The sequence below is a fragment of the Streptomyces viridochromogenes genome (assembly GCF_001270495.1).
GTDB classification, from domain to species: domain Bacteria; phylum Actinomycetota; class Actinomycetes; order Streptomycetales; family Streptomycetaceae; genus Streptomyces; species Streptomyces viridochromogenes_A.
In genome coordinates, this window is the sequence record NZ_LGUR01000207.1 from 1 (window position 1) to 21573 (window position 21573).

At 66.1% G+C, this 21573-nt stretch carries 13 protein-coding genes and 4 pseudogenes; 8 read left to right on the forward strand and 9 right to left on the reverse strand.

Annotation, left to right across the window (positions count from 1 at the left end; translation table 11 throughout):
• Positions 1-1595 (forward strand): aminotransferase class I/II-fold pyridoxal phosphate-dependent enzyme (locus ADK36_RS25235; protein WP_159391192.1); only part of this gene is annotated, 1595 nt, incomplete at its 5' end.
• A 79-nt stretch (positions 1596-1674) separates the two neighbouring features.
• Positions 1675-1911, forward strand: a pseudogene (locus ADK36_RS46580) (pyridoxal-dependent decarboxylase); the annotation flags it as partial.
• A gap of 291 nt (positions 1912-2202) precedes the next feature.
• On the opposite strand, the pseudogene ADK36_RS51530 reads toward ADK36_RS46580, so the two are convergent.
• The 8 genes and pseudogenes from ADK36_RS51530 to ADK36_RS25270 all read right to left on the reverse strand — a co-directional run.
• Positions 2203-2334, reverse strand: a pseudogene (locus ADK36_RS51530) (acyl-CoA dehydrogenase family protein); the annotation flags it as partial.
• A gap of 66 nt (positions 2335-2400) precedes the next feature.
• Complete coding sequence (locus tag ADK36_RS50390; protein WP_048587551.1) at positions 2401-2664, reverse strand: phosphopantetheine-binding protein; 264 nt, start codon at positions 2662-2664, stop codon at positions 2401-2403.
• A complete protein-coding gene (locus ADK36_RS25245; RefSeq protein WP_053199154.1) occupies positions 2661-3920 on the reverse strand; it encodes a hypothetical protein in 1260 nt (419 codons plus the stop codon). Before ADK36_RS25245 ends, ADK36_RS50390 begins: the two co-directional genes overlap by 4 nt.
• A gap of 463 nt (positions 3921-4383) precedes the next feature.
• Complete coding sequence (locus ADK36_RS25255) at positions 4384-5667, reverse strand: hypothetical protein (RefSeq protein WP_159029112.1); 1284 nt, start codon at positions 5665-5667, stop codon at positions 4384-4386.
• Positions 5657-6364: a hypothetical protein gene (locus ADK36_RS48965; RefSeq protein ID WP_159391193.1), complete on the reverse strand. Its 708-nt coding sequence runs from the start codon at positions 6362-6364 to the stop codon at positions 5657-5659. The genes ADK36_RS25255 and ADK36_RS48965 overlap by 11 nt, the downstream gene beginning before the upstream one ends.
• A 262-nt stretch (positions 6365-6626) precedes the next feature.
• Positions 6627-7295, reverse strand: coding sequence for a dTMP kinase (locus ADK36_RS25260; protein WP_078916108.1), 669 nt, complete (start codon positions 7293-7295; stop codon positions 6627-6629).
• Positions 7296-7325: 30 nt separating this feature from the next.
• The gene (locus ADK36_RS25265; RefSeq protein ID WP_053199158.1) at positions 7326-7664 is read right to left on the reverse strand and encodes a nucleoside triphosphate pyrophosphohydrolase; all 339 of its coding nucleotides are present in this window, start codon (positions 7662-7664) and stop codon (positions 7326-7328) included.
• 332 nt (positions 7665-7996) lie between these two features.
• Entirely contained in the window at positions 7997-8761 is a 765-nt protein-coding gene (locus tag ADK36_RS25270) for a hypothetical protein (RefSeq protein WP_159029114.1), read from the reverse strand.
• 344 nt (positions 8762-9105) lie between these two features.
• On the opposite strand from ADK36_RS25270, the gene ADK36_RS46590 reads away from it, so the two are divergent.
• The 5 genes from ADK36_RS46590 to ADK36_RS25295 all read left to right on the forward strand — a co-directional run bounded on the left by ADK36_RS46590 (position 9106) and on the right by ADK36_RS25295 (position 18996).
• Positions 9106-10287 (forward strand): nucleotidyltransferase family protein, encoded by a 1182-nt coding sequence (locus ADK36_RS46590; RefSeq protein ID WP_159391194.1) that lies wholly within the window; start codon positions 9106-9108, stop codon positions 10285-10287.
• Between the two features lie 548 nt (positions 10288-10835).
• Positions 10836-12617 carry an ABC transporter ATP-binding protein gene (locus tag ADK36_RS25280; RefSeq protein ID WP_199830239.1) on the forward strand — a complete coding sequence of 594 codons (1782 nt, stop codon included), beginning with the start codon at positions 10836-10838 and terminating at the stop codon, positions 12615-12617.
• Complete coding sequence (locus ADK36_RS25285) at positions 12614-14443, forward strand: ABC transporter ATP-binding protein (protein WP_048580370.1); 1830 nt, start codon at positions 12614-12616, stop codon at positions 14441-14443. Before ADK36_RS25280 ends, ADK36_RS25285 begins: the two co-directional genes overlap by 4 nt.
• An 18-nt stretch (positions 14444-14461) precedes the next feature.
• Positions 14462-15931: a condensation domain-containing protein gene (locus ADK36_RS25290; protein WP_159391195.1), complete on the forward strand. Its 1470-nt coding sequence runs from the start codon at positions 14462-14464 to the stop codon at positions 15929-15931.
• 485 nt (positions 15932-16416) lie between these two features.
• A complete protein-coding gene (locus ADK36_RS25295) occupies positions 16417-18996 on the forward strand; it encodes a SpoIIE family protein phosphatase (protein ID WP_053199166.1) in 2580 nt (859 codons plus the stop codon).
• Positions 18997-19243: 247 nt separating this feature from the next.
• On the opposite strand, the pseudogene ADK36_RS25300 reads toward ADK36_RS25295, so the two are convergent.
• Positions 19244-19675: pseudogene (locus tag ADK36_RS25300) on the reverse strand (serine/threonine-protein phosphatase); the annotation flags it as partial.
• A 527-nt stretch (positions 19676-20202) separates the two neighbouring features.
• Here ADK36_RS25300 and ADK36_RS25305 point away from each other — a divergent pair.
• Positions 20203-21010 (forward strand): annotated as a pseudogene (locus ADK36_RS25305) (fatty acid desaturase family protein).
• Positions 21011-21573: the final 563 nt, after the last annotated feature.

Genomic DNA, 21573 nt, shown 5'->3' on the forward strand with positions numbered 1-21573 from the left:
CCGTAAAGGAGGCCGTGTTCGAGCAGATAGCCCGCATCAGCGCGTTCCCGGTGAATGATCTGCACGCCGGTCAGCGGCTGGTGGACGACCTCGGGTTCGATTCGCTGATGCTGACCGACCTGTTCACGTCGCTCAAGCGGCGCTGGCCGTCCCTGACGGTCGACGAGAGGTGCGCCCGGCCGACGGTCGGGAGTGTCACCGCGATCGTCCGGAACGAGGCCCCGCCCCGTCCCCCGGCCGGTCTGCGCCTGGTACCCCAACCCATGGACGCCCCGGTCCCCGAGCCCAGGCACCCCGCCCCCGCACAGGCACAGGCACCGACACCGACACCGACAGAGTCCCCGGCTCCCCAAGTCGGTCTCATCCCACAGGATCAGACCCGCATCGAGTGCTTCCCCGAGGTGACCGCACATCAGGAGCGCATGCAGCTGCTGGACCGGCTCGACCTGCCGAACCCCTACTTCCGGGTGCACGAGGGCGGTATGGCGGACACAACGGTCATCGACGGCCGTGAGCTGGTCTCGTTCTCCGGCTTCAACTACCTGGGTCTGGCAAGCCACCCCCGTATCACCGAAGCGGTGGAGGAGGCCGTCGAACAGTGCGGCACGTCGGCGTCCGCCAGCCGGCTGCTGTCCGGCAGCCGCCCGCTCCACCTCCAACTGGAGCGGGAACTCGCCGACACCCTCGGGACCGAGGACGCGATCACCCTGACCAGCGGGCACGCCACGAACGTCACCGTGATCGGTCATCTCGTCGGGCCGGGCGACCTGATCGTCCACGACTCGCTCGCCCACGACAGCATCCTTCAGGGCTGCAAGCTCTCCGGGGCCACGCGACGGCCCTTCCCGCACAACGACGCCGCCGCCCTGGACACCCTCCTCACCCGGATCCGGCACCAGTACCGCCGGGTACTCGTCGTCATCGAGGGCGTGTACAGCATGGACGGCGACATCGCCGACCTGCCCGCGCTCATCGAGGTCAAGCGGCGGCACGGCGCACTGCTGATGGTCGACGAGGCGCACAGCATCGGCGTGATCGGCGCCACCGGGCGCGGCATCGGTGAGTACCACGACGTCGAGCGCGGGGCCGTCGACCTGTGGGGCGGCACCCTGTCCAAAGCGCTGGCCGGGTGCGGCGGCTACATAGGCGCCGGGCGAAGCGTCGTCGAGTACCTCAGGTACACCGCTCCGGGCTTCGTCTACAGCGCCGGCATGACGCCCGCCAACACCGCCGCCTCCCTCGCCGCGCTGCGGGTGATGCGTGCCGAACCGCAGCGCTTGGCGCGGCTACGGGAGAACTCCGCGTTGTTCGCGACCCTGGCACGCCGGGCCGGTGTCGACATCGGCAGCAGCCACGACTCGCCCATCGTCCCGTGCATCGTCGGGGACTCGGCGAAGACCCTCCAACTGGCCGAGGCGCTGTTCCGTCAGGGCATCAGTGTCAACCCGATCCTGTATCCGGCCGTACCCGAGGAGTTGACCCGGCTGCGGTTCTTCGTCACCTGCGAGCACACTCCCGAACAGATCCACCACACCGTCAGGACACTGCGCCGGCACCTGCCGTACGCCGCCGCCACAACCGCCACAGCGGCCTGAGGCTTTGACGTCGTGCAAGTGCCTGGACACAGGGATCTGAAACCGCCTCAGCCGACCGCGAGGTGATCCGTGCCATGGCGAGACCGCGGCGAAGAATCTCGCGGACCGCGCGGAGTACCCGAAGATCACCGCGATGGAAGAGCGCTGCGTACGGATGCTCGCCCGGCTCTGGCACGCACCGCGTCCGGAACAGGTCCGCGGCTGCTCCACCACCGGTTCGAGCGAGGCGGCCATGCTCGGCGGCCTCGCGCTGAAGCGCCGCTGGCAGGAGCGCCGCCGCGCCCAGGGCAAGGACACCGCACGCCCGAACCTCGTCAGCCTGAGCGAGACATTCTCCATGCCCCGCATGCCCAGGGTGTCCCATGCGCCTGCGGAATCGATAGTCACCTGTTCGCGCCCATATAGACCAGGGACACCTCGTGGACAGGAGCATCCTCAGATGCCCGAAGGGTCACCAGGCCCCCGTCGGCATGGGCTCCGCCCGAGACGACGGGGGCTGGCGATCCACGTGGAGACCGTCCGAGCTGCGGACAACGGGAGACTGAGCAGTGACAAAGCGCCACCCCTTCGTCGCCTCAGTGGTGACTGATGCAAGGTAAGTCCCCCCTCACGCCACCGAGGGCAACAGCTCCTCCTTTCCCAAACCGCCGTAATCAGTGGGCACGAGGAAGCCGAGTAGACCCGCCGCGCGCACGGCTTCCATGCTCCGGACGGGAAAGGCAGCCTCCTCATCGGCCTGGGCCGCATGCTCGCAGTGTCTTCACCATGGACGGCAGGACGTCGTCAACGCTCTGCCGAGACGCCGTCATTCCTGCAGCTCCGTCGCACGCAGTCCGGAGACCGCCTCCCACAGGGCCCCCGCGGTGGCAAAGGTGGTCGGCTGCAGCAACTCGTCCGGGATCTCCACGGCGTAGGTCTCCTCCAACTTGAGCAGCAACTCGACGCTGGCCATGGAATCCAGTCCTGCTGCCGCCAAGTCCTGATCGGGCCTCAACGGCGCATCATCCGGCAACGCCCGCAGCAGCGAACGCAGGATTGTCTCGAAGGCTTCATCCCAAGGGACCGTCATTCCTCAACGCCTTTCAGTTGTGTCGCAGTCACTTCGAGCCGTCGCACGTGCACCTCATCAGCGCCGTCGACAATTACCTCCGTAGCCGGAGGGTGGCTAAGAAAAGCCAGCAGGCTGGCGGTCAGGCCATAGGCCCCGGTGTTGGGGATCCGCAGCAAGTCTCCGGCCTCCGGCCGTCCGAGTGAGGCTGACCGATTGAGCACGTCGAGCGGGGTACAAAGGGGGCCCACCAGGGTGGTGGCATTCTCGGCCGGCTCGGAACATGCTCCCTCTCCCATGCCGTCGCCTCGACCGGCGTCCGTGCAGGGGACAGCAGCGGGGGCCATGATTCTCCCGAGCCCGGACATGCCGCCAAGGACATGCGTTCCCGCGTCGAGGATCACGTACGTCCGGCCACCGCTGCGCTTGACGTCCAGCACCGTGGTGAGCAGAGTGCCGCACTGAGCCGTCAGATGGCGCCCTGACTCGAAGGCGATGGCAGGACGGCCATGGCGCCACTCGGGAAAACACCTGTCGAGAGCCGTCTCCAGAACCTGCCGCAGGCCAGAGTAGTCCGGCAGATCTCCCGGTCGGGCAAAGGGCGCGGCGAAGCCACCTCCGAGATCGATCAGCGAAGGCACGAACCCCGTCTTCGCCCGGACGGCAGCCGCCGTCTCCACACTGAGCTCGAACTCACGCGCCAGCGCCGCCGGATCGGCGACATTCGTGGCGGGGAAGAAGTGCATACCCAAGGGCCGTAGTCGACCCGCGGCCCGGAACAGTTCTGGGGGGACGCACGCCTGGTCGAAGTCGATGCCGAACTGCGACGGGACGCCTGTCATACGCAGTCCGGTGCCCCCCGCAGCCGCGCCAGGAGCATTGATCCGTACCAGGTAATCAACGTCCTTGGCCTCGTCCGCGGCCGCGTCGGCAAGCCGGCTTCGCTCGGCCATCGACTCCACGGAGAACCGACGAACCCCGGCACGGATCGCCATGCGCATATCGCGGAGCGTCTTGCCGGGGCCCGTGTAGAGGATGTCGGCCGCGGCCTGCCCGGCCGCCAGGGCCGCTTGCAACTCGCCGGACGAGCTGATCTCCGCCTGCACTCCCACAGCCGCGAGTTCCTCCACGATCCGCGGGTGGGGGTTCGCCTTGAGTGAGTAGTAAAGCCGACAAGGTTCGGGGAGGGCCCGTCGAAGAGCAGCCGCTGCCTCCCTCACCTTCTCCAGTCGGTACACGTACAGCGGAGTACCGTAGCGTTCGGCGTACTCGATCACGTGGTGGTTCCCGTCGTGGTTCCCGTCGTGGTCTCGGCAACGTCAGCCACGTGTCCCGGCACGTTCCGCTCCGCCTGGCGCAGCCGCTGTCTGTCCACTCTCCTGTGCGGTGTCTGCGGAAGCCGGTCCTGCACCCAGCACTGGTCCGGGACCTTGGCGGGACCCGGCCGCTCGGACAGACCTCGCAGGACATCGGCGCCACCGCCCCGGGAGACGACCCAGATGTGCAACACGCCGTCCGCGCCGGGAGGATTGACAGCGGCCTGTGTGACCCCCGGAACGTCCAAGGCCGTCGCCTCGATTTTCGTCGTACTCGTCCGCCCACCTCGGCGCATGAAGATCTCGTCATCGCGCCCGAGGAACGTCAACCGGCCGACCCGTCCAGAACCCCGAAATCCCTCGTGAACGCCTCCGCCGTGCGTTCCTGTCTGATCCCTGCGGGCGCCAGGCGTGGACAGGCTCGTCATCCGGCGCGGCCGCCCGACATCAGAGTCCTGGATTCCAGCGCGAGCAGCTCGCGAACCTGGCGCTCGGCAGTGCGAATGTGTGTCAGGCCAGTCCTGTGTGCGTCGGGCCCGAACCGTGCGATCACCGTCGCCTCGACGTCGGCGCTCCGCGTTACTGCCTCGGTGATCACCTTCAGAAGGTGTGGCGAACGGCAGGAGAAGATCCGGTTCCCTGACGTCCATACCGATGCCTTCGCTCGGACGGGGTCCCGGAGACTGACTGTGCGCAGGACGTCCCCCTCCACGAGGGACAGCAGCCTGGGGTCCGTAGGCGTCGTGCGACTGTCCTCGGCGTCGTACTTGAATCTGATGCGAGTGCCGTGATGCGTCACCTCCGCCCATGTGCCCGATTCCTGACGGGTGATGTCCGGTCGGCTTGGGCTCGGCGTGTCCTGTCGGGTTCGGCGGAACTCCATCAGGTCACCGCGGCGCCATCCGTCCGGGACGCCTTCCAGCCCGCCCGCGACAAGTGCCGATCGCTCGAACGGTGGTGAGGTGTACCCGAGGTTGCCTGTGGTGATCCCATGTGGCTTCAGACCGCAGTCCCGGGCCCATCGCTGGATGGACTCCCGCTCCGCGAGCACACCTGGCCGTGTACCGATTGAGGGTTGAGCCAGCAGAATCTCGGCTCCCGGACGACTCAGGCGAGCGGCAGCCCAGAGGAACAGCCGGGTATCGGAGGTGTACCAGGGAGGGTCCGCGACCACGACCTTGGCCTTCAGAACCGGCAGGTCATCGCGTGCCAGGTCGCACTGCACGACATGGCCGGCCTGAACGTGCTCCATGGCCCGCAGGGCGGATACGGTCTCCTCGCTGCGTTCCAGTAGGTAACACGTTCGCCCGTCCTGAGAGGAGCGGATCGCCCGCTGGAAGAGGCTCGGCGTGCCGAGGAAAGCTACAACATCTCCCGGTTGAGTGGCCCTCAGGCATCGCTGCAGCAGCTCCTGTGCTGTGTCCTCCTCAAAGCGCCAGTCGTAGTCCAAGGGGTGAGGGATGGGCAGGGAACTATCGTTCTGGTCCGCTCCGGGCGCACCGCCGGCGAATGCGGTCGGCCGTAGCCTGCGAAAGGTGACCGAATCGATCAGCTGCCTGGCAGCGAGGGACTCGAGCACCTTGACGACCTCAGTGGGATAGAGGCCGGGGACCGAACGCAGAACGTCCGAAAAGGTTGCACAATGTGGTGCATGGTGTGCCACCATGGCGGAGATAGTGGCCTGATAGGCGTGTTCTTCAGCGCTCATACGATCCCCTCAAGCCGTTTGTGACGCCATATTTGCGGGCCGAGTCGACGACATCCCAGTAAATGGTGCGGCCGATACCCATGAGGCTCCAACCAGTAGCTAGACAGTTCCAGGCGCGATTCGGATGAGTTTGCGCCACCATGAACAAGTCCTCATGCCAACGTGGGATCATCGACTTGATACGGTCACGGTTGATCGGCTGCCAAAGCCTTTCACATCCGCGACTCTTCAGCCACGCGACAACGTCCGACCTCCCGGACGATTCATCTAATTTTCCCGTGGGTATCAATATATGTTGGCGTATAAAGTCCAGACGTCGGTTACGTCGCTCGGAGTCAGAAAATTCGTGGACCTTGACGGAAATCTCACTCCACCACGGCCTGCTGTAGTGGCGCCATGACACATTCGATATCGTGACGGTCAGCTGGGGAGGGACACTCCCCCGGGTCAGATCTGCAATATCGTATCCCGGCCCCAGTAGCTCAATGCTGATCTCGCCGCTGCCATTGATCGCGTCCCGATCCAGCCGAAAGAGTGCGTTGAGGCGGTTGTCCAGTCGATCGGTTGGCTCCAGGAGAAGAACCGCGCGGCCGTCAGCGAGCAGCGGGGCTGCTTCTCTCTCCAGGTCCCTTACAGGGAAGACCTTTCCACCTCGGTAATACTTCTTGGTCTCAATTCCTCCATCGGACCGCAGCATGAGACGATCGGTCTTACAAGCCGCTGCCATCGTCGCTATTGCCTCTGTCAGCGCGCCACTCCGGCCTGGAGGCACCATGCACGTGTTCACGACGGGTAACCCCAGCGCGTGGAGGTGACAGACGGTAGCCCATTTCGGCCACTGCCTGCTTCGACCCTGCTGCCATGCCTCGTCTTTTGTCATTTGATGCAGTGGAACAGGTTGATAAATGGACGCCATTTCTCGATCTCGCTAGGCGGCAGACGGATAAGGCTGCTGATGGTCAGACCGAGACGACGAGCAGCTTCGCAACCTGCTCCGCAGTAGCGTCTCCGGGATCCACGGCCTTCCAGTTCTCCTTTTCGAGGAAGGGACCGTACCCCTCCCTGAGGAGGTTCTGATACACAACGAAGTTGGCCATCTCCTGCTCCCGGGAAGGACGATCCTTCGCCGTGCTGCCCGTCTCCGCCCAGGAGAATTCTCCCTTGCGTGCCGCGGATTTCTCGGCTGTGACATCGAGATAGAAGACGGTATCCGGCTCCAGGAGACCCTCAAAGCAAGAAAGGACCGTTGCCAGTTCCTTTCCACTTGCCAGGCTGATGCGTAATACGAATTTGTAGAACCAGTTGTCGACCACGACTGTGGTACCCGCTGCGAGCAAGGGGCGTACGCATGCGTGCTCGAAGGCGAAAAAATAGGAGGCAACGGCGTGGATCCAGTGGTCGTAGCCCAGGAGATGAGTGGGGGCGTGCTTGGCCTTGGTCCAGATGATTTCTGCGAGTTTATCGAGGTGCTCCCTGACGTAAGGTTCATCGCTCACTACAGCACGTTTCGGCAGGAAAATGCAGGAGCCTCCCTGCTCGCGGATCGCATCGGAGAGCGCCTCGGCGGTTGTTGTTTTTCCGGAACCGTCAATTCCCTCAAAGACAATCAAGCTTCCCTTAGCACCCATACATGCCTCCAGTGGATATCGAGCAGGTTGTCACGATCCGGTAGACTCATTCGCTTTATCCCCTAGCCAGATAATCCCGCGAGTGAAACCTCCCTTCGCCTGGAATTTCCTTTGGCGGATGCGCTCCAGTTCCGCAGCCTCGATCCCCAATGATTGGGCAAGCGCCCGCACCACTTCCAGGACATCGGCAAGTTCTTCCGGCGCCTCGGCCTCATCGGCGTCCAAGAACTCCTGGACCTCTTCGTTCAGTTTCTCCCTCAGACGCTCCATGTATTCGGCGTTTTCCGCGATATAGGTAGTCGGATCTCCGCCATCCTGTCGAATGATCTCGGGAATTTTGTCCCGAACGAGCTTCCCTGCTTTGCGCATCACGAGTTCCTTGGAGGTCGCCGCCGCTCATCTTGCGGCGTGAGCACGCAGCGTAGTGAGAGATCGGCACACGATGCGACAGCGCATGGGCTGCGACGGGCGCCCGAAGTCGAACCGTCGCTCCGGACAGGGATCTCGGTCGAGGCTGGATGGTGCCGGCAATGTGCTGCTCGTGGTGGAACGACGGTGCGGGAGGAGGCGTCTGTTCGCCGAAGGGTGGATACCCTGCTCGGTCCCGGACGACCGCTCCGGCGACGTGATCGCGTTGCCCGAGCGGTCAGACGCCGATCTCTCTGCCCCGGCCATGCTCGCCGCCAGCTGCCAGCAGCTGATCAGCCATTCGGAAAGACCCGAAACGTCTCGATCGTCGAGCGAAGGTGCTCGATGCCGGGGAAAACAGCCCAGTCCCACTCGTCGGCTCGCCCGAGCTGGGCGACGATGATGCGGCGCACATACTGCGAAAGTGCGCTGGGCGCATCACAGATCCACATCTGGCCGTCATCGGAACGCAGCCACAGATAGGGTTTCTGACGTTCCTGAACCTGATGCCGAAGAGCGGGTAGGAAGTCGTTGACCGAGCGGAGTTCGAAATCTCTCCGCAGCCCTGCGGCGATGTCGATCTCGGGCACGGCGGGGAACATATGCAAGTGTGCGTGGTCAGTGCATGATCCCCCTCGGTTGCGGAACGACTCAGCGCCGTGCTCGAAGGCCAGCACGCGTTCGCCGTAACGCTCCCTGAGGAATCCGGCTGTTCGCCGGCATACGTCGTCCAGTTCGGCATCCAGAGCCGAGCCCAGATGCCCGAACGAAAGGACATGTTCTTTCGGTGAGATGAGCACGTACCCGTCACACACGGCCCCCACTCCAGGTATCACAACGAAGTGGTCACTCTCGAACAGGATGAAGTCCTCTACCGCGTAGTCCGGCAGGAGTTCGCCCAGTAGATTGTGTTCTTGCTTGAAGTGTATTTCGGCGCAGAAACTGCAGATTTCGCGATAGTCCTCATGCCTCACGAGATCGCTCAGATCCGGGGTGGTGACAGGTAAAATCTCCGTAGCATTATCCGCCGTCCCGATTGTGAACCCTTCACCAGTCACAGACGCCTCCCCCATAGTGTCGTGGTGCAACTCGGTTACTGAAAGGCGGCTCTTGCCGCGGCATGTCTTCGCGCTTGCGACGACTGAGGCCATCGGTAGCCTGAGGCAGAACCGGGCGAGGTGCAAGCGCTTTCTCGATCAACATAGGTTGCCGTACACGCCTCCAACCAGCCGACTGAGAGGCTGAATCGGCTCCTTACCTGCGGCCATGGTCGAAAGCCGAGCTTGCCCGACGGATGTGAAGTCGCAACTGTGCAACATGATGCATTGTCACCACCTTTGTCCTGCTGTTAGGTTGCGGCGTCCTTGCTACATGACGATCGAAAGCACCGCTAAGGGGAGCCGTGGGAACCATCGAGGGTGAATCTCCCAATTCTGGGACCATACCGCCTCATCCGCGCAGAGCGGACATAGGTCTTTTTATCGCCCTGAGTGACCCCTGGATGCACCAGGCCGGCGCCGAACGGTTACGAAAGACGCTGGTGGAGCGTCGAGGTGACATCGACTGGGAGTGGGTGGTCAATCAGGGAGTCCGTCACCGGACTCTGCCTCTGATCGGCTACAACGTTAAGAAATTCCGGCTCTACCGCTCCACCCTTGGTGATATTGAGCTCATACCCAATCACTGGGTGTTCACAAGCGTTTTCGAGGGCAATCGTCGCCGCAATGAGGAGCTTCGCGCAGAATTCGGACGGATCCTGGCGGCGCTCAACGAGACTGGGGTTCGCTACGCGATTCGGAAAGGGCCATTGCTGTGTGAGCGCCTATTTCCGGATCCGGGCGCTCGCCGCACAAACGATTTCGACCTGCTGGTGACATCTGCCGGGGCTCGGGAAGTGTCGGCGATGCTGGCGGATCAGGGCTATAAGCAGGGCCTACTCTCCACCGATGGCCAGGTACGGCCCTACAAGCGCTCCACCCGGGCCTTCTGGGGACTGCACGTCAACAACGCCCTGCCCTTCATCAAAGCCACTACCGCATCCGGGGTCGAGGCGTTCCTCGTCGATCTCTGCCTATCCATTCTTCCCGAGCGGGACCGCCGCGTGGTCGGCTCAGAGGAATTCCTTGCCCGTGCGGTTCCTGTGGTGTCCTGCGGCGTGGATGCATTCGCTCTGAGTCCGGCTGATGAACTCCTCGACCTGTGCCAGCACCTCTACAAGGAAGCCGACGCGAGCTTCTACATCTCCGCGGGGCGCGATATCGCGTTGTCTAAATTCATCGATGTCGCCAGCGCTGTCGCACTCGCTGACCAGGACACCCTCACCACCTTCGTCGAGCGCGCCAAGCACTACGACATCGTGCGCAACGTCTATTACGCCATTTCCCACACGGCGGAGTTCTACCGGGACGTCGTTCCGGCATGGCTGGTGGAGCAGCTTCGCCCCGAGGGCGACCTGTCGTATCTGGACGAGCACGGACATCTAGAAGGAAATGTCCGCAGTTGGCAGTCCGGCTTCGTGGAGCGGGCTTTCGGCTCTGACCGGACCTCGGCGGTGGAGGAAGGCGGCAGCGTTCCTCTCGCTTGATCTCGTGAAAAGTGCCCGAAGAGGTCGACGGGCGGGGTCCGCCGCACGGGTCCAGGCAGAGCACCGGAACCTGAATCTCTCAGGGCTGTCAACACTTGACGCACTGCAGTCACGTCCGGAACAGTGACTGCGATTCATCGAAGCGCTTCGACACGATCGATGGAGGAAACCCGACATATGTGTGCTGCGGCGGTCGCGTGCCTGATATCGGAGCCCTTATGGGCCCAGCGGGCAGCCGGTTTCGCTCGCGACGCCAACCCCACGCTCTTCGCAGCGGAGCGGGACGTGGAGAGCGGCCACTGGGACACCGCCGTGGTGGGGGTGACGCCCACGCGGACATGGTCTGTACGAGGTCGAGGCCAGTCACCGGCGATCGCTCCTGGGTGGGCACGATGATGTCGACACAGGCTGATCAGCCGGCAACCGGCGTGCTCAGGCTGGTCCTTGCCGCCCTCGAACGAGTGAACGCGGCAGAGCGATGGCGCCTCCTCCGGGCCCTGTCCGCAGCAGGAACGCCATTGATGTGCCTGACGATCACAGTGCAACTCATGCAGAGTCTGACACCGGCCGCCACGGCCGTGGCAATGGCGACGCTGGTCGAACATGTCGCGGTGGAAGCCACGCCATTCACGCAAGTGGCCGTGGTGTTGGGGATGTACGCGACCGTAATCGTCGCGAGCCACGTCCTTGAGGCGGTTTCCGTACCGCTGCAGTACGCCGTGAAGGCGCGCATGGATGGTGCGCAGCGCGCCGAGATCGCGAGCCTTGCGGCCACGTCGGAAACGATCGAGGTTCTGGAGAGGCCGAAGGTCCAGCAGTTGATCCGGCAGGCCAGAGCAGAGCCCGTCAACTGGACCGAGCGCACCGTCGGTGACGGCGCTCACTCACAGCTCGCCATCGTGACGGGGATGGTCGGCGTGATCGCCTCCTGTGTCGTTCTGGCTCAACTCGCCTGGTGGCTGGTGCCACTGGTCTTGTTGCCCGCCGTCCTCAACAGCCTCATCCGCAGCCGCCAAGCGCTGGAATTCTTCCACGAGTGGCGCCGTGGGGCTCCAGCCGGACTGCACGCAGAATCCTGGTCGCGGATCCTCATCGCGCCGGAGGCGAGCAAGGAGGTGCGGATCTTCGGATTCGCGGGACTCGCCACAGCCAGGATGCGCCGCCATATCCTCGGGATGTTCGAGCCTGTCTGGGGCATCGCGGTACGCAGTCTGCGACAGCAGTGGAGCAAGTTCGTACTCGTCACCGGAGGGCTGGGTATCGCCTACGTCGTGGCTGTGGTCGATGCCGTGGAAGGAAGCGGATCCGTGGCCCTCGAGACCGCGGTGTTCGCCGCCGGGTGGGCGATCTACCAGGGCTTCGGTCACGACCCTCGAGCGGTGACTGGCGCGCTGCCCGGCATCGCGGCGCTCACGGAGCTGCGAACCGCCTTCGCGGAACCAGCGCACGACCGGACGACGCAATCGACCGCTCACGACGGCGCCGATCGGGCGGACCACGTCTCAACCGCCGCACCCGGTCCGGCAGCGCGTCCGCCCTTGGTGCGGTTTGAAGGAATCGGGTTCCAGTACCCCGGAACCCAACACGCGGTTCTGGACGGCCTGGATCTGGAGATCCGACCGGGGGAGCTGCTGGCTGTCGTGGGCCTGAACGGAGCGGGTAAGTCGACTCTGATCAAGCTGCTCTCCGGGCTGTACCGCCCCACCAGAGGGCGTATCACGGCGGACGGCACCGATATCGAAGAGCTGGGTTTGGCCGCGTGGCGCAGGGGACTCTCGGTGGTCTTCCAGGACTTCGTCAAGTACCACCTGACACTCGCCGACAACGTCGCCCTGGGAATGGCGGACGCCCCGAGGGACCGGCGGATGCTCGAGGCCGCGGCCCAGGAGGCAGGGCTGACATCGGTGATTGACGATCTCCCGCAAGGCTGGGAGACCCCGCTGGCTCGCTCACGCCAAGGCGGTGTAGACCTCTCCGGTGGTCAATGGCAGCAGGTGGTCCTCGCCCGCACTTTGTTCGCCGCGCGTTCGGGGGCAGGGCTACTGGTGCTCGACGAGCCGACCGCACACCTTGACGTGCGGACCGAGTTCGAGGTGTTCAGGAAGATCGTCGAGCGCCGGCGCAAGGTGAGCATCGTATTGATCTCGCACCGTCTGTCGACCGTCCGCTTCTGCGACCGAATCGTGCTGCTCGACGGCGGGAGGATCACCGAGACGGGTTCCCACGACGAACTCGTGGCGCTGGGCGGCCAGTACGCGAGACTCTTCAAGATCCAGGCCGAGCGATTCGCCGCCGGATACGACGATCGCGCCGAGGAGGCAGCCCCATGACCAGGCGGTACCTCGGAGTCTGGCGGGAACTGCTGGCATTGTCGTGGCGCAAGGTGCCGGGCCTCACCGCATGCATGATCGGTGCCCAGGTGGTGTCCGTAGTCCTGCTGGCCGCCAGCGCTCTGGCCCTGCGGCATGCCGTCGACGCCACGCTGGCCGATGACCTCCCCGGCGCCGTGATCGGCGCGCTGTGCGCGGCGTGCGCATATGGGGCGACCGTGTTGGCCAACGCCTTTCGCAACACACTGCGCGTGTTGTTGGTGGAGCAGGTCGGGATGACCGACCTGCATGAGCGCATCCACATGGACATCGCGACCATCGAGGGCTTGGACCACCTGGAGAACAGTGAGGTGCAGGACCGGGTCACGGTCGTCGGCGGTGCCGCCTGGGGCATCGTGGACGGGATGTGGGGCGCGGTCGAATCCGTTTTCAGCGTCCTTCAAATAGTCGTCTCCCTGACGCTCCTCGGCGCCCTCAGCCCCTGGCTCTTGGTTCTGCTGCTGTTCGCACTGGCGCCCCTGTGGTGCGACAACCGTGGTCAGCGGCTGATCTCCCGGGCGGAGACGGACTCGGCTGAGGCATTCCGGCTCCAGCAGCATCTGTTCGGTCTGGTCACCGATGCCTCCACAGGTAAGGAGATCCGAGTCGCCGGAGCCGGACCGGAATTGACGCGCCGCCAGGTCAGTGCCTGGGACGAAGCACACGCGCTGCGCTATCGCGCTCGTGTCGCCGCGGCCGCTTGGAAACTGGCGGGATGGACGGTGTTCACGGCAGCCTTCGTCCTCGGGTTGGCCCTGGTGACGTACCGTGCGTTCCACGGGAACGGAAGTGTGGGCGATATCGTCCTGACCATCACCCTCGCCCTGCACCTGCGCCAAGCCGTCCACATCGCGGTGTCCCGGGCAGCCGCCACAGCAGGAGCCGGGCGGCTCATCGAACCGTTCCTCTGGCTACGCGATCACGCGGCCCGCGAGCGCGCGCTACCAGGGGGCACCGTGGCCGCCCCGCACCGGCTGACGGACGCTCTGGTATTCGACCAGGTCAGCTACACCTACCCGGGCACGGTCAACGCGGCTCTCCGGAACGTCTCCGTACGTATCCCGGCCGGCAGCGTGGTCGCTGTCGTCGGCGAGTACGGGTCAGGCAAGACGACGCTCGTCAAGCTTCTGGCCAAGTTCTACCGTCCGGACCAAGGGGCGATACGGCTGGACGGAACCGCACTCGCGGATCTCGAAACAGAGGGGTGGCGGTCCCGAATCAGCGCCGCGTTCCAGGACTTTGGGCGGTACCACACCAGCTTCGCCGAAGCGGTGGGACTGGGCGCTCCAGAGCACATCGAGGACCGGGAACGCATTGAGGAGGCCATCCGCTCAGCTGATGCGGAGCAGGTGGTGCGCCGACTGCCAGACGGCTTGGACACCCAGTTGGGCCGACGACTGGATGGCGTGGAACTCTCGGAGGGCCAGTGGCAGAAGACGGCCTTGGCACGCGCGTCCATGCGGCAGGAGCCGCTCCTCTTCATCCTGGACGAACCCACCGCGTCCCTGGACGCGCCGAGCGAACGCGCCGTCTTCGGGCACTACATGACCCGAGCGCGTCGCCTGGCCGAGTCGACCGGAGCGATCACCATCATCGTCTCGCACCGGTTCTCCACCGTCACCGGCGCGGACCTGATCCTTGTACTCGACCACGGTGAACTGGTGGAGGCCGGAACACACCCGGAGCTCATGGCTCGAGGCGGCCCCTACGCCGGGCTCTACCACATCCAGGAGCGCGCATACACCAAGGCCGTCACCGAGGGCGATGCCCTTTGGGACCCTCGCTGACACGGGATGGACAACAGCATGCAGAAGACCGCCTCTCATCTCCTCTCCTTCTCCGGCTGCACCTCCGGAACCCACTCCCTGGCCTGGGCGCAGATCGCAGCAGTGCGTTCGATCGAGCGAATCGGTGGCGCGCTCACCCCGCCGCACGTCCGAAAGGACGGCCCGCTGACCGGTGTACGGCGCATAGAGGACGTCCTCTCCGCGATCCTGAAGGTGGTTCAGCGGTACGAGGCGCTGCGAAGCCATTGGGAACGGACCGGGGACGGACGACTCGTGCAGGTCGTAAGAGCCGAGGGCGCCCTCTCGATAGATCAGTACGAGGTCGCGGCTGACGATGTGTCGGGCGCGGCTCACACTGTCAAGGAGCGGCTGGCTCTGGAGGACTTCGCTCCAGGGGAACTGCCCGTCCGAATCGCTTTGCTCACCGTGCGGGGAACTCCCGCGGCCATCGCCATGCTGCTGCACCACGTCTTCGCCGACGGGGTCGCGTCGGCGATCGTGTACGAGGAGATCGTCAACCTGAGCATGGGCCGTACCACGCCCGAGCCATCGGCATGGCAACCTCGCGAGATCGCCGCCTTCGAGGACAGCCCGCTTGGCAGGGCTCAGGCCCGGCGGGCGGATGTGTTCCTGCGGAAAGAGCTACGCAGGGCCCCTGTTCCGGCACCCCCCTGTGCGATTCCTGCGGACAGGCAACCAACCTTCGTGTGGGCCCAGTTGGAGTCCCCCGCCGCGGCTGCCGCCATCGCCGGCCTCGCCCGCGGACGAGGCGTCAGTTCGGCAAACGTTATCCTCGCGGCTTATTCGGCCGTCCTGGGGCGATGGACCCGGCAGCCGTCTGTAACCTTCCGCCTCACAGTCGCGAACAGAGCTCACCCCCGCACTCGACACGCGGTGACCAATCTCTTCCAGTCCGTCCCACTCACTGTCCCAGCACAGGCAGATTCCTTCGGTGACCTCGCCCGCGACGTCGCCGTGACCGCCCTCCGTGGCTATCGGCACGCGTGGTACGACCACGACCGGTTCATGGAGTCAATTTCCGAGATTTCTGCGGAGCGTGGTCATCACGTGACGGTGCCCTTCGGCGTGAATCTCCGCGTGATCGGGCAGAGTGATTTCGAGGGTCCACAGTCGCTGGCGGAGAAAAGCGTTCTTGACACGCTGGCCGATCTCAGCCCGGACGATCTGCGTAGGCTGACAGCCGCGTCGCAGCTGACGGAGAACTACGACTCTGCTGCTCTACCCGACCTGAACGTGCGGTTCTCGGTCTGGGCCCTCGCCCGAACCGCGGTTATGACGCTGATGGGTGACACTACGGCCATCGCACGTCATGGCCCAGGTCTTCTGCTTTCCGGACTCGACGCCATCCTGGTACGCGCCGCTCTCGCGTCTGCTGATGCTCCGCTGCACCAGCTTGCGGAGCAGGCGCTCGATCAGGCAGCGGACAAGCGACGCAGTCTCACGAAGGAGTCGCTGGGAGACGGCTGAATCCATAGCTATGGACGCTGCACGTGAAGGTCGTACGGCTCGGCGGCGGTCAGCACGTCCTCGCGTTGCTGCAGGGCTGCTCCGGTTCAGGCACGCAAGGTACCGAGATTTCTCGGCCACCCCAGGGCGATCTTGCTCATCCCAGGAAGCTCAATCGCACCTTCCGGTCGGGGTTGTCTCGGTTGGTGTCCGCCAAACTCCGTTAAGACAACGGTCAAGGTACCCGAGCGCGGAACCTCCACCGGATACATTTCGCGGTCTTTCGGGCGGGTGCCGGGGTCCTCAGTATCCGCCCGCATCGTGCGAGCCGTGGCGAGCTGCTTCTGCGACAGGTCGATCCCGGTCGGGTGGGCCCCTGCTCTGGCCGGCCAAGCGGAAACGTAGGAACTTGCCGCTCGGTCCGTGGATGCTGGACGGCCTTCCAGGCCCGGTACGTGCCCACGGGGAGCCATGGACCGTCCTAAAATGGAACAAATTATCCATCGATGATCGAGGGCAACGTGTCGGCCAACGGTGTGGCATCGAACTTGTACCCGTTCGGCGCCGCAAGTGTCGGCGAGGCGCCCGAGCGCGACGACGCGCTGGTCAGTGCCATCGTCGGTGCCGTGGAGCTGGCCGGAGCGCATACCGGAAGCGTGTTTCTGCTCTCCGGCGACCACCGCTCGCTCGTAGTAGCCGCGTCGTGCGGGTCGCCACCCTCCCTGCTCAGTGGGTGGCGTCGGATCCCGGTGAACAGCGGTCTGCCGGTGGCGGAGGCGTACCGCTCCGGGCGCATGGTCCATCTGGCCGGCGCGGAGGAGACGATGCGGCGCTTCCCGCAGCTCTCGGTCGCCCTGCCCTACCCGTTCGGCTCTGCGTCGGTCCCCGTACGGGCGGGCGAGCGGACCTTCGGCGCCATGGCCGTGGTGTGGACGGCCAGGCCGGACGGGACAGGGTTGTCGAGGGCGCAGCGCCGGAAGCTGCGCTCCGCCGCCGACCGGCTGGGCACCACCCTCGCCGGACTGCGGGCCCGCGGCGCGCTCGGTGAGTACGACGAGCGAACGGCTCCGGTGGTGGTCCCGCTGCCATCCGCTCCGGTGATCCGGGTGGGTCTGTTCGACTGGAATCTCGAGACCGGAGCACTCACGGCCGACGACGAGCTGTGCGCGATCTTCGGAATGCCGCCCCGCGAGTTCGACGGACGGGCGGCCACCCTGGCGGCCATGATCGAGCCCGCGGATCTGCCCGGCTTCCGGTCCGCCGCCCGTGCCGCGGTCCAGGAACGCCACGTACTGGCACACTGCCTGCGCATCCGGGACGGCCGCGGAGGCTGCCACACCGTCGAGCTGTGGGGCCGGGTGCCCGAGAGCCCTGACGACCTGGAGGCCCCGTCCCATCTGGTCGGCGCCGTAATCGACTCCGGGAGCCGCATGGCCGCCGTGGCGGCGATCGAGCGGCTCACGGACGGCTTCTTCGCGCTCTCGCCCGACGGACGCCTCTCCTACGCCAACCACAGCCTGGAGAATCTGCTGCGGGTCCGCCAGGACGAACTGCTCGGCCGACGCCCCTGGGACGTCCTGCCCTGGCTGGCCGATCCCGTGTACGAGGACCGCTACCGGGCCGCCCTGGTCTCCCAGCAACCGGTCTCCTTCCTGGCCCGCCGCCCACCAGACAACTGGCTGGTCTTCTCCCTCCACCCGGGTGCTCAGGGCATGACGGGGTGGGCGGCACCGGCGCGACAGCCCGTACGGGCCGACACCGGACCCGGTGCAACCACCCTCACGGCAGGGGGGCCGCCCGCCTCCTGGTCACCTCCGCCCGCGGCCCCGCGCGTGGGTTCCCTCTACCGGGTGCTCACGCTGGGCAGCGCGCTCACCGAGGCGGTCACCGCGCACGAGGTGTTCGAGGCCGTCGCGGAGCAGCTGCTTCCCGCTTTCGGCGGTCAGAAGCTGGCGATCGCTGTGGTGGAGGAGCGGCGCCTGCGCCTGCTCGATCAGCGCGGCTACTCGAAGCGCTTTCTCGCCCGGTTCGAAGGCACCCCGCTGCATGCCCGGCTGCCCGTGACGGACGCGCTGACCTCCGGGGCCCCGCTGTTCGTCGAGTCCCGTGAGGAGCTTCTCGAGACCTACCCCGGGATCATCGTCAGTCCATCCAACTCCTGGGCGTTCCTGCCCTTGATCGCCTCGAACCGCCCGGTCGGCGTCTGCCTGCTCGGCTTCGACGACGTCCACCGATTTCCCGACGAGGAGCGCGGAATCCTCACCGCGCTGGGCGGCCTCATCGCCCAGGCCCTGGAACGCGCCAGGCTCTACGACGCCGAATTCGCCCTCGCCCGCGGCCTGCAGAACGCGCTGCTGCCGCACGGGCTGCCCACACTGCCGGGCCTCGATGTCACCGGGCGCTATCTTCCGGGCACCAGAGGGATGGACATCGGCGGCGACTGGTACGACGTCATCCCCACCGGCGACGAGGTCGCGCTGATCGTCGGGGACGTCGAGGGGCACAATGTCGCCGCCGCGGCTGCCATGGGCCAGCTGCGCAGCGCGGTGCGGGCCTTCGCCACCGCCGACCACCGGCCGAGCGACGTCGTCGCCAACACCAACCGACTCCACATGGACCTCGACCCGGCGCTCCTCGCAAGCTGCTGCTACGCCCGCCTCCATCCTCGCTCGGGGGTCGTGCGCATCGTCCGTGCCGGCCACCCCCCGCCCTTGCTGCGCCTGCCCGACGGGCAGGCCGAAGTCCTGGATGTGCCCGGCGGCCCTCTGCTCGGCATCGACACAGCGGCACACTTTCCGGAGTCGGAGCTGCGCCTCGTACCCGGGTCGGTCCTGGCCCTGTACACAGACGGACTGATCGAGAGGCGTGACTCGGACATCGATTCCGACGTCGACCGGCTCCGGGCGTCACTGGCCCGCACAGGCGGGGGCCGCCTGGAGGATCTGGCCGACGCGCTGCTGCGGGACGCCCGCCGTTCCGCCGACAGGGCGGACGACATCGCCCTCCTGCTCACCGAGTACGCCCCGCCACCGCAGACGGCGACACAGCCGGCGTCCGCACGCGCCGGCTCCGGCCCGTCGCCGTGAGGCAGCAGGCTCTCCGACGCCGCCGTCGCCTGCCCCGGACCTTCTCCGTACGCCCCCTGGTAACCCGACGGGTCCCAGGTCCTGGCACTGTCCCTCGTGGCGGCGGCAGTGGGGACCGGTTCCGTCGGTTCCGCAGAAGGCACGCGGTCGGGCCGGGGCAAGCGGCGTCGGTGACCGCCGTGACCATCGTGACGGGGGACGTGGGGCTTCTGGCCGACACCGGCAGTGAGCCCGTACTCCCCGGCACCGTGGTTCTGCGCTTGGTGACGATCATGTCGGCGACCAGGCCAACGAGCCTGCGCAGCGGGCGCCGGTCGTCGTCGACGACGGTGTCGAGGGTGAGGGCCATCACCCTCACCTGGTCGCTGCCGTCCAGCATGGGCAGATACATCCGTACGCCGTCCGCCTGCGCGACCTCGACGGTGGTCGCGGTGAGGAAGGCATTGCCGGCAGAGGAGTCGGCGATCGGCTCGGGCCCACCGACCAGCAGTCCCCTGCCCGGCAGCGGCGCCAGCAGTTCCTGCCCGCAGTCCTGCGGCAGGATGGACACCTCGCGACCGCCGAACCTGGCGACCTCCTCCGCGACCAGAGGAGCGATGAGTTGCGGTGGCATCTCGTGGGCCCGGTCCAGCAACAGGCCCAGCAGCCGCTCACCGAACCCTTCCGACCGGTCGGGCAGCTCAGACGAGGCTGCCGGCTCTGCTCCCTTCCGCCGTGCCCCACCCTCCTCTCAGCGTCCTTTGAGCGGCCCTGTGCGCGTAGCCGAAGGAATGGAGGCAGAGGGCCCCGGGGGAGCGCAGTCCGTACAGAGACTGCCGCCGCACTGCGGCCGTACAGGGCCATCGCGCCGACTGCGGCATGTCACCCCAGCCGCGTGTCGTGGTGGCCGCGCCTCTCGGCGCCCAGCCGGACCCGCTTCACCGGCCGGCCTCGCTTCTGCCATGAGAGCGCAGACCGCGCCCGATTTCAGATGGAGGCTTGCGCGGCCGCCGGCTGATGAAGCAGACGTGTCCTTGCTCCGCAGTAGCGCCACGCGCTTCCCGCGGTGAGGAAGCGCATCCCTGTTTGCGGCCCGGTCTCAGCGGCTCCCGGGGAGGCGTCCGAGCTACCCGCCTCCTTCGGAGAGAGTTTCACCACCATGACCAGAAGTACCACGGTCCGCCCCCGCCCCCGCCCTCGGAGACATCAGGCAGCGACTTCGCCCGATTGTCGAGAAAGATCGCTGATGCCGGGCTGCTGGGACGCCGTCCCGGCTATTGCGCGCTGCGGATCACGGTGGTGGCCGGGCTCTACGTCAGTGGGTGGGCCGCCGTCGTACTCGTCGGCGCCAGTTGGTGGACACTGGCGGTCGCCGTCTTCCTGGCCGTCGTCTTCGGCCAGGTCGCCCTGCTCGCCCATGACGCAGCCCACCGTCAGGTGTTCCGGCGACGCCGGGCCAGTGCTTCCCGCTCCTCACGCTGGAGGGCTTCAACCGGCACGTGTCGAGCGTGAAGGCGCTGGCCAATCGCTCACTCAAGCACCGCACGCCCGACGACACCCTGCTGTTCGCGCACTTCGCGGCCTACCTGACCGTCCTGCTCCGGCTGCTGCCGCCCGGCATGGCGATCGCCTTCCTCGCCGTCCACCAGTGCCTGTTCGGCGTCTACCTCGCCTCCCTCTTCGCGCCCAACCACAAGGGCACGCCGATTCTGAAAGGCGAAGACCTCCCGGACTTCCTCCGCCGCCAAGTGCTCACCTCACGCAATTGCGCGGCGGCAGGTTCACCGACATCGCACTGGGCGGGCTGAACCACCAGATCGAGCATCATCTGTTCCCCCGCATGCCCAGCCCCAACCTGCCCAAGGCCCGCACCATTGTCCGGCGCTACTGCGAGGAACTGGGCGTGGACTACGTGGAGACCGGGCTGATCACCTCCTACCGAAAGGCTCTTGTCGGTCTCCACCAGGCCGGGGCACCGCTTCGCACACCGGCGTCCCGGCAGGAACGTGCCCTTGCCATCGGCGGCAGTGATTGACGGAGCAGATACGACCGGCGGGCCATCGGTGGCGATGAGGCGCGCGGAACTGCGGTGCACGAGCCGTCCCGGCGGAAATGGAGCGCACGCAGCGCGGCCTCGATCGCGTAGGCGACGGAGGAGACCGGGTCCGCGATCACGGCGGAGGCGAAAGCGAAGAAGAGGACCGAGCGCCGCGGCGAACGGCCGCGAACAGCGGAGGAAGCGGCCGCCGCTGCGGCCGCCTGGCTGGCTGGCTGTACGGGGTGCAGGAGATCGCCGGTGCGGCGGGCAGGGCGGTGTGCGGTGTGAACGTCGTGTAGCCGCTCCAGGACCCGAAGTCCGTGCCGTCGTTGGCCCGCACGCGGAAGCGCCGTGCAGGTCACGCGGCCACAAGCCATGACAGGACGACCCGCCCCAAACTCACGGGCAGCGGATTCACTCCGTTCAGGCGAAGTTGACCCTCCGACAGCCAAAAATTAACGTTTCGCGGGTCAGCGACCTGTACGAGTGGGGCGGGTGGGACTCGAACCGAAATTGGTGACGCGTCTCACCTGCGATTTCACCGACGGAACCGACATATC

What these genes read in the sequence shown, in the direction of transcription:
- ADK36_RS48965 (WP_159391193.1), bottom strand. Translation starts at nt 6,364, where the DNA reads ATGCTGCGGTCCGATGGAGGAATTGAGACCAAGAAGTATTACCGAGGT.
- ADK36_RS25280 (WP_199830239.1), top strand. Translation starts at nt 10,836, where the DNA reads ATGCAGAGTCTGACACCGGCCGCCACGGCCGTGGCAATGGCGACGCTG.
- ADK36_RS25295 (WP_053199166.1), top strand. Translation starts at nt 16,417, where the DNA reads ATGATCGAGGGCAACGTGTCGGCCAACGGTGTGGCATCGAACTTGTAC.
- ADK36_RS25265 (WP_053199158.1), bottom strand. Translation starts at nt 7,664, where the DNA reads ATGCGCAAAGCAGGGAAGCTCGTTCGGGACAAAATTCCCGAGATCATT.
- ADK36_RS25255 (WP_159029112.1), bottom strand. Translation starts at nt 5,667, where the DNA reads ATGAGCGCTGAAGAACACGCCTATCAGGCCACTATCTCCGCCATGGTG.
- ADK36_RS50390 (WP_048587551.1), bottom strand. Translation starts at nt 2,664, where the DNA reads ATGACGGTCCCTTGGGATGAAGCCTTCGAGACAATCCTGCGTTCGCTG.
- ADK36_RS25290 (WP_159391195.1), top strand. Translation starts at nt 14,462, where the DNA reads ATGCAGAAGACCGCCTCTCATCTCCTCTCCTTCTCCGGCTGCACCTCC.
- ADK36_RS25285 (WP_048580370.1), top strand. Translation starts at nt 12,614, where the DNA reads ATGACCAGGCGGTACCTCGGAGTCTGGCGGGAACTGCTGGCATTGTCG.
- ADK36_RS25260 (WP_078916108.1), bottom strand. Translation starts at nt 7,295, where the DNA reads ATGGGTGCTAAGGGAAGCTTGATTGTCTTTGAGGGAATTGACGGTTCC.